Genomic DNA, 13,646 nt, shown 5'->3' with positions numbered 1-13,646 from the left:
GGAAGGCGTCATGACCACCTCGGCCCTCGAGCACCACCCGCAGCGAGCGAACGGCGACCAGCGACCTCGGGTGGACGGCGACCTCTTCGCCACCGCCCTGCTCTGGGTCATCCCCGTGGCCGGCACCGTCGCGGCCTTCCTCGGCCTGGGGTAGCGCCGATCCCCGGCCCCCGGGCTGGGAGGATGACGACGTGCGTGAGATCCGGCAGAGCCGCAGGCTGCAGAACGTCCGCTACGACGTCCGGGGACCGATCCTGGTGGAGGCCCAGCGCCTGGAGGCCGAGGGCCACCGGATCCTGAAGCTCAACATCGGCAACACCGCGCCGTTCGGTTTCGCGGCGCCGGACGCGATCGTCGCCGACATGGTGCACCATCTGCCGGACGCCCAGGGCTACAGCGACGGGCAGGGCATCTACTCGGCCCGGACCGCGGTCGCCCACTACTACCAGGGCCACGGCCTGAAGGACGTGACGGTCGAGGACGTCTTCATCGGCAACGGCGTCTCCGAGCTGATCACGATGGCGCTGCAGGCGTTCGTCGACCCGGGCAACGAGATCCTGGTGCCGGCGCCGGACTACCCGCTGTGGACGGCCGCGGTCACCCTGGCCGGCGGCACGGCCGTGCACTACGAATGCGACGAGACCAACGGCTGGAACCCCGACCTCGCCGACGTCGAGTCGCGGATCACCGAGCACACCCAGGGCCTGGTGATCATCAACCCGAACAACCCGACCGGTGCGGTCTACAGCGAGGACGTCGTCCGCGGCCTGGTCGACATCGCCCGGCGCCACCAACTGGTGGTCTTCGCGGACGAGATCTACGAGAAGATCCTGTTCGACGACGCGGTCCACCACCATGCGGCGACGTACGGCGGGGCCGACGTGCTGTGCCTGACCTTCAGCGGCCTGTCCAAGGCCTACCGCGTCTGCGGCTACCGCGCCGGCTGGCTGATGATCTCGGGTCCACGCGAGGTCGCCGCCGACTTCCTCGAGGGCCTGGTGCTGATGGCCAACATGCGCATGTGCGCGAACGTGCCGGCGCAGCACGCCATCCAGACCGCGCTCGGCGGCTACCAGTCCGTCGAGGAGCTGATCGTCCCCGGCGGGCGGTTCTACGAGCAGAGCAAGCTCGCCAGCCGGCTGCTCAACGAGATCCCCGGCGTCAGCAGTGTCGAGCCGCGCGGCGCGCTCTACTGCTTCCCGCGCCTCGATCCGGAGGTCTACCCGATCGAGGACGACGAGTCGTTCGTGATCGAGCTGCTGCGGGCCAAGAAGCTGCTGGTGACGCACGGGACCGGCTTCAACTGGCCGCGCCCCGACCACTTCCGCCTGGTCACGTTGCCGGACGCGAAGGTGCTGGAGGAGGCGATCGGCCGGATCGCGGACTTCCTGGCCACCAAGCGGGCCTGACGCGCATGACCCGTCCGGGCCATATCGGGCTCCCGGACCGGCTTCCTAGGGTGCCGAGATGCGCCCCCGTCTCTCGCCCTCCTTCGTCGTCGCCGTCCTCGCCCTCGTCGTCGCCACCAGCGGCACGGGGTACGCCGCCGGCCTGATCACCTCGCGCCAGATCGCGGACAACACCATCCGCAGCCAGGACATCCGCAACGGCACGGTCACCGGCCGCGACCTGCGCGACCGCTCGGTGACCGGGGCGGACCTCCGGGACGGGAGCGTCACCGGCGCCGACGTACGGGACGGGACGCTGTCCGGCGCCGACCTGGCCGCCGGCTCGGTGCCCCGATCCCGGCTGGCCACCGCCTGTGCGGCCGGCGAGGAGCGCGTCTTCGGCGGCTGCGTGCGCCGGGCCGCATCCGGTCCGTCGAGCTTCCAGGCGGCCATCGACGACTGCAACCGGCGCGACGGGCGACTGCCGACCACCCTGGAGCTGACGTGGATCGCCGCGCACGACGAGTACGGCTGGGCCGACGGCAGCGCGAACCAGTACGAGTTCACGTCCGACTACACCGGGGCCAACCCCTTCACGCCGATCGCCTTCGACCGACTGGGATTCTCGGTCTCGAACGCCAGTGGCCAGTTCTTCTGGCACCACTGCGTCACCGGCTGACGCGGTGCCCGGCGGCTACTGGGCGAGCGCCAGCCGCGGGCCGCTGAGCAGCAGCCGGATCGTGTCGACGGCGACCTGCACGACCTCGTCGGCCAGGTCGGCGCGCGGGCAGACGTAGAGGGCGAGCGGCTCGGCCACGGGCAGCGCGTCGCAGGGGACCAGCCCGGCGGGGGTCTCGCCCATGGTGGCCATCAGCGCCACGCCCAGCCCGGCGCCGACAGCGGCCTGGACGCCGGCCAGCTGGGTCGCCTCGGCGCCGATCTCGGCCGGTACGCCGTGCTCGGCCAGCGTCCCGAGGGCCCGCTTCCTCAGCTCGCAGGGGCTGGAGAAGGCGACCACGGGGACCGGGTCGGGCGCGGTCGGGACCCGCCAGCCGGGGGCGGCGTACCAGGTCAGCTCGAGCTCGCCGACGTGGACCGCGCGGGGGTCGTCGACCACGTTGAGCAGCAGGGCCAGGTCGACCTGGCCGGCGGCCAGGCCCTCGCGGAGCTGGGTGCCGCGGTCGATCCGGTAGCGGAAGCGGTAGTCGCTGGCCCGCTCGAGAGCGGCCGAGAGGGTCGGGAGCAGGTGCGCGGCGGCGTGCTCGGTCGAGCCGATCAGCACGTCCTGCTGGGCGCCCAGGACGAACCCGCGCAGCGTCTCGTCGTGCAGCTCCAGGATCTGCCGGGCGCGGTCGAGGAGCCGCTCCCCGTCGGCGGTGAACCGTGAGCCGCGGCCGTGCCGCTCGACCAGCGGCCGACCGACTGCGGCCTCGAGGCGTCGTACGTGCTGGCTGACGCCGGCCTGGCTGAGGTGCAGCCGCTCGGCGGCCCGCTGGAAGCCGCCGCAGTCGGCGACCGCGACGAGGCTGCGCAGCGGTCCGATGTCGAGCGAGCGATCCATGTCCATCAGGTTACTACGGTTATTGATCACGCCCGGTGATGGATCGCATCACGAACCGGCGTTGGAGTGCCTGCTCAAACCCGACTAGATTGATAGAGAAAGTTCATTCGAGGTCAGGAAGGGTGCACATGACCGCGACGAGGCAGATCCACCTGGGCGCCGTGCCGTACGGCACCGGGGGCCCGGGCGGCCACACGCTCTGGCTCGACCCCGAGATCCCGGGCGACGCGAGCGTCAACATCGACTGGTTCGTCGAGATGGCCCAGCTGGCCGAGCGCGGGCGGTTCGACCTGGTCTTCATCGTCGACAGCCAGTTCATCACCCCGTTCTCGCCGCCCCACTACCTCAACCGGCTGGAGCCGCTGACGCTGCTGAGCGCGCTGGCCACGCAGACCAGCCGGATCGGCCTGGTCGGCACGGCCACGACGAGCTTCAACAGCCCCTTCAACCTGGCCCGCCGGCTCGGCTCGCTCGACCTGATCAGCCGAGGCCGGGCGGGCTGGAACGTCGTCACCACCGGCGACGCCGGCACCGCCGGCAACTACGGCCTCGACGAGCACTACGACTACGACACCCGCTACGGCCGCGCGAGCGAGTACGTCGAGCTCGCGCGCGCCCTGTGGGACTCCTACGAGGACGACGCCTTCCCGCGCGACCGCGCCACCGGCCGCTTCCTCGACCCCGACAAGCAGCACGTGCTCAACCACGAGGGCACCTACTTCAAGGTCCGCGGGCCGCTGAACCTGGAGCGCTCCGCCCAGGGCGGCCCGGTGATCTTCCAGGCCGGCGACTCCGACCAGGGCCGCGACCTGGGCGCCAGCGTGGGGGAGGGCATCTTCACCTTCGCCCCCGACATCCCGAGCGGCCAGTCGTTCTACGACGACATCAAGACCCGCGCCCGCGACAGGTTCGGGCGGAACCCGGACCACCTCGTGGTGATGCCGGGGATCAAGGTCGTCGTCGGGGACACCGACGAGGAGGCCCGCGAGATCGAGGCCGCGAACAACGACCGCGACCACACCTTCGGGGCGGCGCTGCGCGAGTTCGGCCGGCCCTTCGGCTGGCACGACTTCACCCAGTACGACCTGGACGCGCCGTTCCCGGCCGAGGCCCTGGTGCACGGCGAGCGGTCGTTCTACACCCAGGCCAAGGCGATCACCCAGCGCGCCGAGGACCACGGCTGGACGCTGAGGCAGGCCGTCGAGGCCACCCGCGGCTTCCGCAAGAGCGAGTTCGTCGGCTCGGCCGCGACCGTCGCCGACAAGCTCGTCGAGTGGTTCGAGGCCCGCGCCTGCGACGGCTTCAACATCGGCCTCGACCACCCCGCCAACTTCCGCCGGATCGTCGACGAGGTCGTCCCGATCCTGCAGGAGCGCGGCGTCTTCCGCACCGACTACGACTCCACCCACCTGCGCGGGCATCTCGGGCTGCCCGTGCCTGTCAACCGGCACACCGCCGCCCGCGCGGCGAACCCCGCCTGACAGCCCCGTCCTCCTCCACCCGATCGAAAGGCCGACGCCGCACCATGACGCGCACCCGCACGCCCCTCGCCGCCACCCAGTCCCGCCGGGGCTTCCTCGGCCTCAGCCTCGCCGCGGGCCTGGTCCTCAGCCTCGAAGCCTGCGGGGGCGGCTCGTCCGGCAGCAGCGGCGGCTCCGGCACGAACACCCTGACCTGGGCCTGGCAGCTGCCGACCACCTGGGACCCGGTGACCTCCTCGGCCGGCTCCGACGTGCAGATGCTGGCCCTCGCCTACGACCCGATCACCGCGCTCGACGAGCAGGGCAACGCCGTCCCGTGGCTCGCCGAGTCCTGGGCGTACGACGCCGCCGGCACCACCGTGACCTTCACGCTCCGCTCCGGCCTGAAGTTCAGCGACGGCACCCCGCTGAACGCCGCGGCGGTCGCCAAGTCGATCGAGCGCGGGCGCAGCCAGGACGGGTCGCTGATCGCGCCGCAGATGAAGTCCATCAAGTCGGTCGCCGCCTCCGGCGAGCTCGACGTGGTGATCGAGCTGACCGAGGTCGACTACCAGTACCCGCTGCTCTTCGCCGGGAAGACCGGCATGGTCGTGAACCCGGCCGCGTTCGAGAAGGACGTCGACGCGCTCGCCACCCAGCCCGCGGGCTCGGGACCGTTCGCGGTGACGTCGTACGTCCAGAACGACCACGCGAGCCTGAAGAGGAACCCGAACTTCTTCGCCGCCGACGAGATCACCATCAAGGCGCTCGAGCTCTACCCGCAGCAGGACCCGGCGACCGTGGTCGCCGGCGTGCAGTCGGGACAGTTCAACCTGGCCCGGATCAGCGGCGCCCAGGTCGAGGCGGCCGAGGCCGCCGGGCTCGACGTCCAGGTCATCGACTCGATGTTCGTCAGCGTGCTCGACGTGAACGCCTCGATGGCGCCGTTCGACGACCCGGCGGTCGTCGAGGCGATGAAGTTCGCCATCGACCGCGAGAAGCTGAAGGAGGTCGTCGGCTTCGGCGTCGGCGACGTCAACTACCAGCCGTTCCCGCCCGGCTACGTGGGCTACAACGAGGAGCTGGCCGACGTCTACGCCTACGACCCCGAGAAGGCCAAGCAGCTGCTCGCCGACGCCGGTCACACCTCGCCGGTCAAGGCGGTCTTCACCAGCTCCGGCCAGTCCGCCCCGGCGGTCGAGCTGATCCAGGCGCAGCTGAAGGACGTCGGCATCGACGCGACCATCGAGACGATCCCGCAGACCCAGCACACCCAGCTCGTCTACCTCGAGCACTCCAAGGCCCTGACGTACGACGGCTTCGCGGGCCGCGAGTCGCCCGTGCAGGCCTTCCAGGTGCTGTTCGGCGCCGAGGGCCTGATGAACCCGGCGCGGCAGACCGACCCGAAGCTGGAGGCGCAGCTGGAGAAGGTCAAGCAGACCCCCACCGACAGCCCCGAGTACGCCGGGCTGCTGCAGGAGGCGACCAGGATCGCCGTGACGACCTTCCCGAACACCTTCCTGCAGCTGATGCCGACGATCGTGATCCGCAAGGGCGTCTCCGAGCTGCCGGCGTCGCCGAGCCTGCGCCGCTTCGAGGGCGTGACCGTGTCGTGAGCCTGACCGTGACCGCGCCGGCGACCGAGCCGGCACCCGGCGTGCCGGTCCCGGGCGACGGCGCGGTGCGCGCGGACTCCCGCGCGCGCCGGGCGCTCCCGTTCCTGCGCTCGCTGGCGAGCACGGCCCTCGTGACCGTGACCGTGCTGTTCCTGGCCTCGGTGATCACCTTCGCGCTCGGCGCGCTGAGCGACAGCAACCCGGCCGCCGCCGCGCTCGGCGAGACCGCGACCCAGGCCGACATCGACCGGCTGAACGCCGAGTTCGGCCTGGACCGGCCGCTCGTCGTGCAGTACTTCTCCTGGGTCGGCAACGCGCTCGGCGGCGACCTCGGCCGGTCCTGGTTCACCACGATCCCGGTCTCCGACAGCATCCGGCAGGCGCTGCCGGTCGACCTGTCGATCGCCGCGCTGGCCCTGGTGCTGGCCATCCTCATCGGCGGCGGCGCCGGCATCGGCGCCGCGCTGAGCAACGGTGGGATCTTCGACCGGGCCGTGACCCTGGTCTGCTCGCTGCTCGGCACCCTGCCGCCGTTCGTCATCGGCATGGCGCTGATCGTGGTCTTCGCGGTCAAGCTCCAGGCCCTGCCCGCCGGCGGCTACGTGCCGATCACGGTCGACCCGCTCGAGTGGCTGCGGTTCGCGATCCTGCCCGGGCTCGCGCTGAGCCTCGACGTCGCCGCCTCCATCGCCCGCCAGCTGCGGACCTCGCTGGTCGGCTCGCTGCGGGAGAACTACGCGGTCGGGGCGCAGATGCGCGGCTTCGGCCGCTCCCGGGTCCTCTTCGGCCACGTCCTGCGCAACGCCGCCGGTCCGACGCTGGCGGTCATCGGCCTGGCCATCCCGCTGATCATCGGCGGCGCCGTGATGACCGAGAAGCTCTTCGGCCTGCCCGGCATCGCCCAGCTCGCGCTCCAGTCCGCGGAGAAGGGCGACGTACCCGTCGTGCTCGGGACGCTGCTGGTGACCGCCGTGATCGTGGTCGCGGCCAGCCTCGTCATCAACGTGCTGCAGAAGGCGCTCGACCCGCTGGCCCGGCAGGGCAGCGCGAGGAGGGCGGCCCGATGAGCACCCTGCGCCGTCTCTGGGCCATCCCGACCGCCAGGTTCGCCCTGGTCGTGCTGGCCGGGGTCGCCTTCCTCGCGGTCTTCGGCTCGGCCCTGGCCCCCCACGACCCACTCAAGCAGTACACCGACCGGGTGCTCGAGGGCCCCAGCGGCGACCACCTGCTCGGCACCGACTACCTCGGCCGCGACGTGCTGAGCCGACTGATGGCCGGCACCCGGCTGTCGGTGATCGGCGCCGCGGAGGCGGTCGTCATCGGCGCCGTCCTCGGCGTCCCGACCGGCCTGGCCTCGGCCTGGGTGGGCCCCCGGCTGGAGTGGCTGGCCCTGCGGATCAGCGACACCCTGGTCATCCTCCCCTTCACCGTCTTCGCCATCGCCGTCGCCGGCACGCTCGGCAACGGGCTGCAGCAGGCGATGTTCGCGATCGGGGTGCTGATCAGCCCGATCTTCTTCCGGGTCACCCGCGCGGTCGCCCTCGGCCTGCGCACCCAGCAGTACGTCGAGGCCGCCGAGCTGATGGGCGCCTCGCAGTGGTGGACGCTGCGCACCCACATCTGGACCAAGGTGCTCCCCAACGTGGCCGTCACCTCCGCCCAGGCCGCCGGCGCCGCGCTGCTCGTGGTCGCGTCGCTGTCCTTCCTGGGCCTCGGCGTCACGCCGCCCGCGCCGACCTGGGGCGGGATGCTCGCCTCCGACCTCGGCTACCTCACCCAGCAGACCTGGGCGCCGGTCTTCCCCGGCCTGCTGATGATGGCGACCGTCGGGTCCCTCAACCTGCTCGCCGACGCCATCCGCGACGCGACCGGGGCGGGCACCTCCGCGCGCCGGCGCCGCCGTACCCCTGCGACCTCCCGGAAGGAGCGGTCCGGTGCCGTTGTCTCCTGAGCGCGTCCTCGACGTCCGCGACCTCCAGGTCTCGGTCGGCGACCACCTGGTCGCCGTCCAGGACGTCTCGTTCCAGATCGGCCGTGGCGAGGCCGTCGGCCTGGTCGGCGAGTCCGGCAGCGGCAAGACGCTGACCTGCCGCGCCGTCCTCGGCCTGCTGCCCACCACCGGCGAGATCGACCACGGCCGGATCGTCCTGGGCGACGGCGCGGACGCCGTCGAGCTGACCGGCGCGCGCCGGTCGACCTGGGACCAGGTCCGTGGGGTCCGCCTCGGCGCGGTCTTCCAGGACCCCGCCTCCTACCTCAACCCCTCGCTGACCGTGGGCCACCAGCTCGCCGAGCAGCTGCGGGTCAAGGCCGGCCTGTCCCGTGCTGCCGCGCACCGGCGGTCGGTGGAGCTCTTCACCGAGGTCGGCCTGCACGAGCCGGAGTCGGTCTTCCACCAGTACCCGCACGAGCTCTCGGGCGGCATGCTCCAGCGGGTCCTGATCGCCATCTCGGTCTCCTGCGAGCCGGAGCTGCTGATCGCCGACGAGGCGACCACCGCGCTCGACGTGGTGATCCAGGCCGAGATCCTCGAGCTGCTGCGCCGGCTGCGGGAGACCCACGGGCTCTCGCTGCTGCTGGTCACCCACGACCTCGCCGTCGTCGCCGAGACCTGCGAGCGGATCCTCGTGATGTACGGCGGCCAGGTGGTCGAGAGCGGTCCGACCGCGGAGGTGCTGGGCGACCCGCAGCACCCCTACACCCGCGCGCTGATGGACGTCGCGACCATCGGCAACTGGGAGCGCCGGACCCTCGACGTGATCCCCGGCCAGCCGCCCGCCGCGGGCGAGCGGATGCCGGGCTGCCGCTTCGCCCCGCGCTGCCGGTACGCCGCCGCCGCGTGCGTGGCCGGCCCGGTCCCGCTGGTCGACCTGGAGACCGAGGGCCGGTCCGCGCGCTGCGCCCGGCTCGGCGAGGTCCTGACCGAGTCCGCTCTCGAGGAGGTGTCCGCATGACCGCGACCCAGGAGGTGTCCGCCACTGTGGAGTCGACCCCGCCGGTGCCGCCGCTGCTGCGGGTCACGGGCCTGTCGGTGTCCTACGCGCCGCCGCGCAAGGGGGTCAACCTCGGCACCGGCGCGGCCCTGACCGACGCCAGCCTCGAGGTCCGGCCCGGCGAGATCGTCGGCATCGTCGGCGAGACCGGCTCCGGCAAGACCACGCTGGCCCGGGCCACGGTCGGCCTGGTCCGGCCCGCCGCGGGGCGGATCGAGTTCGCCGGCCAGGACATGGGCGGGCTGCGCGGCCGCGCGCTGCGCGACTTCCGCCGGTCCGGGCAGGTGCAGCTGGTCTTCCAGGACCCGCTGCGCTCCCTGGACCCCGACCTGACCATCGGCGACATCGTGCGCGAGCCGCTCGACGTCGCCGGCACGCTGCCGCGCCGCGAGCGGGCCGACCGGGTGGCCGAGTCGCTGCGCCTGGTCGGGCTCGACCCGGAGAGCGTGACCGGCCGCCGGCCGCGCGAGCTCTCCGGCGGCCAGCGCCAGCGGGTCTCGCTGGCCCGGGCCATCTCGACCCGGCCGCAGCTGCTGTTCTGCGACGAGCCGGTCTCGGCCCTCGACGTCTCCAACCGCAACCTGGTGCTGAACCTGCTCGACCGGCTCCGCACCGAGCTCGGCCTCGCGGTCGTGATCATCGCCCACGACCTGAGCTCGCTGGCCGGCATCGCCGACCGGGTCGCGGTCTTCTACCGCAGCCGGGTGGTCGAGCAGGGTCCGGTGCAGGCCGTCCTCGGCCGGCCCGCGCACCCCTACACGGGCCTGCTGACCGCCTCGGCGCCGAGCGTCGTACGGGTCGACCGGCTCCGCCCCGAGCAGCTGCGCCCCGAGCCGGGCGGCCGCGAGTGGCCGGCCCACGGCGTCTGCGTCTTCGCCCCCCGCTGCCGGTTCGCGCACGACGCGTGCACCGAGCAGCCCGACCCGGTGCCGCTCGACGGCGAGCGTGAGGCGGCCTGCCACGTCGCCGGCCGCTGGCGCGAGCAGCTCACCTCCGACGACACCACCGACGGTGGTTGAGGAAGGACGAAGTCCTGTCTCGAAACCCCCGCACCCGACCCAGGGCTCTGATCGCCGCCGACTCCCGGCTCACCGGGTTTCGAGACGGTCGCAGGGCGACCTCCTCAACCACCGTTTCCACTCCTCCACGAAGAGAGAAGCTGATATGACCACGCAGTACGACGATGTCGAGATCCTCGGCATGATCGGCACCGCCGACGGCTCCGAGATCCGGCCCGCGAGCGGCCCGGTCATCGACGCCGACTACACCGCGCGGTTCGCGCAGGCCCACGAGGAGGGCGGCTTCGACCGGGTCCTGATCGGCTACGGCTCGGGCTGGTCGGAGGGCACCCAGGTCGCGGCGTACGCCGCCGCCCACACCGAGCGGCTCGGCCTGCTGGTCGCCCACCGGCCCGGCGTCGTGCACCCGACGCTGGCGTCGCGGACCTTCACCACCCTCGACCACTTCAGCAAGGGGCGGGTGGCGCTCAACATCGTCACCGGCAGCAGCAACGTCGAGCAGCGCCGCGAGGGCGACTACGTCCCCCACGACGAGCGCTACGCCCGCACCGACGAGTACCTCCAGATCCTCCGGGGCGCCTGGGACACCCCCGGCCCGCGCGACTTCGACGGCACCTACTACCGGTTCGAGGGCTTCACCCCCCAGGTGATGCCGTACGACGGCCGCCACCTCGAGCTGTTCTTCGGCGGCAGCTCGGTCCCGGCGTACGCCGTCGGCGCGAAGCACGCGGACACCTACATGCTCTGGGGCGAGCCGCTCGCCGGGACCTCCGAGCAGATCGCCACCATCGAGGCCGAGGCCGCGAAGGCCGGCCGGACCCGCCGCCCGCGGGTGTCGGTGTCGCTGCGCCCGATCCTGGGCCGCACCGACGCCGAGGCGTGGGAGCGCGCGCACGGCATCCTCGACACCATCAACGGCGTCGTCGGCGCGCACTTCAAGGAGCGGGTCGGCCAGCTGCACCCGCCGGGCAAGGGCCCCGAGAACGCCGGCTCGCAGCGGCTGCTGGCCGTGGCCGAGCAGGGCGACCTGCACGACCGCTGCCTGTGGACGCCCACGTCCAAGGCGGTCGGCGGCGGCGGCAACTCCACCGCCCTGGTCGGCTCGCCCGAGACGGTCGCGGCCGCGCTGGTCGACTACGTCGAGATCGGCGTGAACACCATCCTGATCCGCGGCTACGACCCGCTCCAGGACGCGATCGACTACGGCCGCGACCTGCTGCCGCTGGTCCGCCAGGAGCTGGCCCACCGGGCCACGACCGCGCGTGCCTCCTGAGCTCCCCCTCGCCGGCGTCCGGGTCGTCGAGCTGGCTCACGTCGCGGCCGGGCCGTTCGCCGGGATGCTCCTGGCCGACCTGGGCGCCGACGTGGTCAAGGTCGAGCCGCCCACGGGCGACCAGATGCGGGCCTGGCCGCCGTTCGCCCACGACGGCTCGGGGGGCTCGTTCAGCCACAACTTCGCCTCGGTCAACCGCAACAAGCGCAGCGTGGTCGCGGACCTGAAGGACCCCGACCAGCTGGCCTCCGTGCAAGCGCTGGTCGCGGCCGCGGACGTGGTGGTCGAGAACTACCGCCCGGGTGTGCTCGACCGCCTCGGCCTCGGGTACGACGAGGTCGCGGCCGGTCACCGCGGCCTGGTCTACGCGTCGATCTCGGGCTACGGGCTGACCAGCCCCTACGTCAACGACGGCGCCTACGACGTGGTCGTCCAGGGCATGTCCGGGCTGATGAGCGTGACCGGCGAGCCCGACGGCGGACCGGTCAAGGCCGGCGTGCCGGTGGGCGACTTCACCGCGGGTCTCTACGCCGCCTACACGATCGCGGCGATGCTGCCGCAGGTCCGCGGGTCCGGCACCTCGGTGCGCCTCGACGTCCCCATGCTCGACTGCCTGCTCGGGGTCTCCGCGCTGCAGACCAGCGAGTACTGGGGCTCCGGCCGCGAGCCCGGCCGGCTCGGGACCGCGCACCCGCGCAACGCGCCGTACCAGGGGTTCTCGGCGGCGGACGGCGACTTCACCGTCGCCGCCGGCAACGACCGGCTCTGGGCGGCCGTGGCCGACGTGGTCGGGCGGCCCGAGCTCGTGACCGACCCGCGGTTCGTCACCCAGGCCGACCGGGTGGCCCACCAGCGCGAGCTGGCCGGGCTGCTGCAGGAGCGGTTCGCCGAGGAGAAGCGCGACCACTGGCTCACCGAGCTGCGCGCCCGCGGGGTGCCCAGCGGCCCGGTCAACACCTTCGGCGAGGTGCTCGCCGACCCGCACGTCGAGGCCACCGGCCTCGTGGGCCGGGTCGAGGTGCCGGTCGCCGGGGAGGTGTCGACCGTGGTCTACCCGGTCCGGATCTCCGGGCTCGGGCCGCGGCTCGACCGTGGCGCCCCCGCGTTGGGCGGCCATCCCGAGGTGCACGCCGAGTGGGTGCCCGCGTGAGCGTGCGACTCGACCGCGGCGAGGTGTGGACGGCGACCCTGGACCGCCCCGAGCGGGCCAACGCGCTCTCGGCCGAGCTGGTCGAGGCGCTGCACGCCGTCCTCGACGAGGCCGAGGCCGCCCGCCCGAGGGCGCTGGTGCTGCGCGGCAACGCCCGGCACTTCGCCGCCGGCTTCGACCTGGGCGGGCTCGGGGCGGAGACCGACGCGTCGCTGGCGCTGCGCTTCCTGCGCGTCGGGCTGCTGCTGGAGCGGCTGCTGGCCGCGCCGTACCCGACGGTCGCGGTGGCCGAGGGCGCCGCGGTCGGGGCGGGCGCCGACCTGGTGCTGGCCTGCGACCACCGGCTGGTCGACCCGGCGGTCACGCTGAGCTTCCCGGGCTCGGCCTTCGGCGTCGCCCTCGGCGTCGTACGACGGGCCGCGCTGGGCGACCGGCTCGTCACCGGCGTCCCCGCCGACCTGCCCGCGGTCCTGGCCGGACCGTCCCCGACCCGCCCTCCCCACGACGCCGACGCCGAGCTGGCCGCGCTGGCCCGCTCGGTCGCCGCCCCCGGTCTCCGGAGGCGGATCGCCGCCTACGCCGATCGCACCCTCACGAAGGAGCCCGCATGAGCACCCAGACCGTCCCCGGGATCGCGACCTTCGCCGACACCGTCGCGGGCCTCGTCGCCGAGGGCCTCGACGAGCGGACCCTGACCGCCCGGATCCGCGACGAGCTGGAGGCCGCCCTGGCCGCCGGCCTGGAGCTGCCGGAGGAGGTGACCCGGCCCGACCCGGTGCGCTACGTGATGTATCCGCTGCACGTCGCCGCCGACGGCGGCTTCTCGATCGCCAGCGCGGTCTGGGACGTCGGCCAGGGCACGCCCGTGCACGGCCACGAGACCTGGGGCGTCGTCGGCATCCACAGCGGGGTCGAGGTCGAGACCCGCTACGAGAAGCCGGCGGAGCCCGACGTACCCCTGGTGCGGGAGGGGACCGACGAGTGGACCGCCGGCCAGGTCACCGTCTGCTGCACCACCGACGACGACGTCCACCAGGTCCGCTGCGGGGGTGACCGGCCGGTGGTCGGCATCCACGTGTACGGCGCCGACATCGGCACCCTGCCGCGCCGCGGCTACGACCCCGACACCGGCGCGGTGCACTGGTTCACCTCGCGCTGGGCCGACCACCACGACACAGGAGCCTGA

General features: G+C 73.1%; 14 protein-coding genes. 13 read left to right on the top strand and 1 reads right to left on the bottom strand.

What is annotated here, in order from left to right; genetic code table 11:
- The first annotated feature begins 10 nt into the window (after positions 1 to 10).
- Genes BLT76_RS25965 through BLT76_RS22070 form a run of 3 tightly spaced genes read left to right on the top strand, consistent with a single transcriptional unit; the run spans position 11 to position 2,067 of the window.
- A complete protein-coding gene (locus BLT76_RS25965; protein ID WP_170867203.1) occupies positions 11 to 154 on the top strand; it encodes a hypothetical protein in 144 nt (47 codons plus the stop codon).
- Positions 155 to 191: 37 nt separating this feature from the next.
- Complete coding sequence (locus BLT76_RS22075; protein ID WP_090860466.1) at positions 192 to 1,409, top strand: pyridoxal phosphate-dependent aminotransferase; 1,218 nt, start codon at positions 192 to 194, stop codon at positions 1,407 to 1,409.
- Between the two features lie 58 nt (positions 1,410 to 1,467).
- A complete protein-coding gene (locus BLT76_RS22070; protein ID WP_090860465.1) occupies positions 1,468 to 2,067 on the top strand; it encodes a hypothetical protein in 600 nt (199 codons plus the stop codon).
- Positions 2,068 to 2,082: 15 nt separating this feature from the next.
- Here BLT76_RS22070 and BLT76_RS22065 read toward each other — a convergent pair whose 3' ends face one another.
- The gene (locus tag BLT76_RS22065; protein ID WP_090860464.1) at positions 2,083 to 2,949 is read right to left on the bottom strand and encodes a LysR family transcriptional regulator; all 867 of its coding nucleotides are present in this window, start codon (positions 2,947 to 2,949) and stop codon (positions 2,083 to 2,085) included.
- A 128-nt stretch (positions 2,950 to 3,077) separates the two neighbouring features.
- Here BLT76_RS22065 and BLT76_RS22060 point away from each other — a divergent pair, with 128 nt between their 5' ends.
- The 10 genes from BLT76_RS22060 to BLT76_RS22015 all read left to right on the top strand — a co-directional run bounded on the left by BLT76_RS22060 (position 3,078) and on the right by BLT76_RS22015 (position 13,646).
- Complete coding sequence (locus BLT76_RS22060) at positions 3,078 to 4,430, top strand: LLM class flavin-dependent oxidoreductase (protein WP_090860463.1); 1,353 nt, start codon at positions 3,078 to 3,080, stop codon at positions 4,428 to 4,430.
- A 44-nt stretch (positions 4,431 to 4,474) separates the two neighbouring features.
- Positions 4,475 to 6,025, top strand: a complete 1,551-nt coding sequence (locus BLT76_RS22055) for an ABC transporter substrate-binding protein (RefSeq protein ID WP_090860462.1) — start codon at positions 4,475 to 4,477, stop codon at positions 6,023 to 6,025.
- Positions 6,022 to 7,092: an ABC transporter permease gene (locus BLT76_RS22050; protein ID WP_211753152.1), complete on the top strand. Its 1,071-nt coding sequence runs from the start codon at positions 6,022 to 6,024 to the stop codon at positions 7,090 to 7,092. Before BLT76_RS22055 ends, BLT76_RS22050 begins: the two co-directional genes overlap by 4 nt.
- Positions 7,089 to 7,976, top strand: a complete 888-nt coding sequence (locus BLT76_RS22045; protein ID WP_090860461.1) for an ABC transporter permease — start codon at positions 7,089 to 7,091, stop codon at positions 7,974 to 7,976. Before BLT76_RS22050 ends, BLT76_RS22045 begins: the two co-directional genes overlap by 4 nt.
- Complete coding sequence (locus tag BLT76_RS22040) at positions 7,960 to 8,979, top strand: ABC transporter ATP-binding protein (RefSeq protein ID WP_211753150.1); 1,020 nt, start codon at positions 7,960 to 7,962, stop codon at positions 8,977 to 8,979. Before BLT76_RS22045 ends, BLT76_RS22040 begins: the two co-directional genes overlap by 17 nt.
- On the top strand, positions 8,976 to 10,037 hold the full coding sequence (locus BLT76_RS22035) for an ABC transporter ATP-binding protein (protein WP_090860459.1): 1,062 nt from the start codon (positions 8,976 to 8,978) through the stop codon (positions 10,035 to 10,037). Before BLT76_RS22040 ends, BLT76_RS22035 begins: the two co-directional genes overlap by 4 nt.
- Positions 10,038 to 10,182: 145 nt before the next feature.
- On the top strand, positions 10,183 to 11,310 hold the full coding sequence (locus BLT76_RS22030) for an LLM class flavin-dependent oxidoreductase (protein ID WP_090860458.1): 1,128 nt from the start codon (positions 10,183 to 10,185) through the stop codon (positions 11,308 to 11,310).
- The gene (locus BLT76_RS22025) at positions 11,300 to 12,460 is read left to right on the top strand and encodes a CaiB/BaiF CoA transferase family protein (protein ID WP_090860457.1); all 1,161 of its coding nucleotides are present in this window, start codon (positions 11,300 to 11,302) and stop codon (positions 12,458 to 12,460) included. Before BLT76_RS22030 ends, BLT76_RS22025 begins: the two co-directional genes overlap by 11 nt.
- On the top strand, positions 12,457 to 13,071 hold the full coding sequence (locus BLT76_RS22020; RefSeq protein ID WP_170867202.1) for an enoyl-CoA hydratase/isomerase family protein: 615 nt from the start codon (positions 12,457 to 12,459) through the stop codon (positions 13,069 to 13,071). The genes BLT76_RS22025 and BLT76_RS22020 overlap by 4 nt, the downstream gene beginning before the upstream one ends.
- A complete protein-coding gene (locus BLT76_RS22015) occupies positions 13,068 to 13,646 on the top strand; it encodes a cysteine dioxygenase family protein (RefSeq protein ID WP_090860455.1) in 579 nt (192 codons plus the stop codon). The genes BLT76_RS22020 and BLT76_RS22015 overlap by 4 nt, the downstream gene beginning before the upstream one ends.

The organism is Nocardioides lianchengensis (assembly GCF_900101465.1).
In the GTDB taxonomy this organism is placed as follows: Bacteria; Actinomycetota; Actinomycetes; order Propionibacteriales; family Nocardioidaceae; genus Nocardioides; species Nocardioides lianchengensis.
This window is presented reverse-complemented; position numbering and strand designations above follow the sequence as displayed.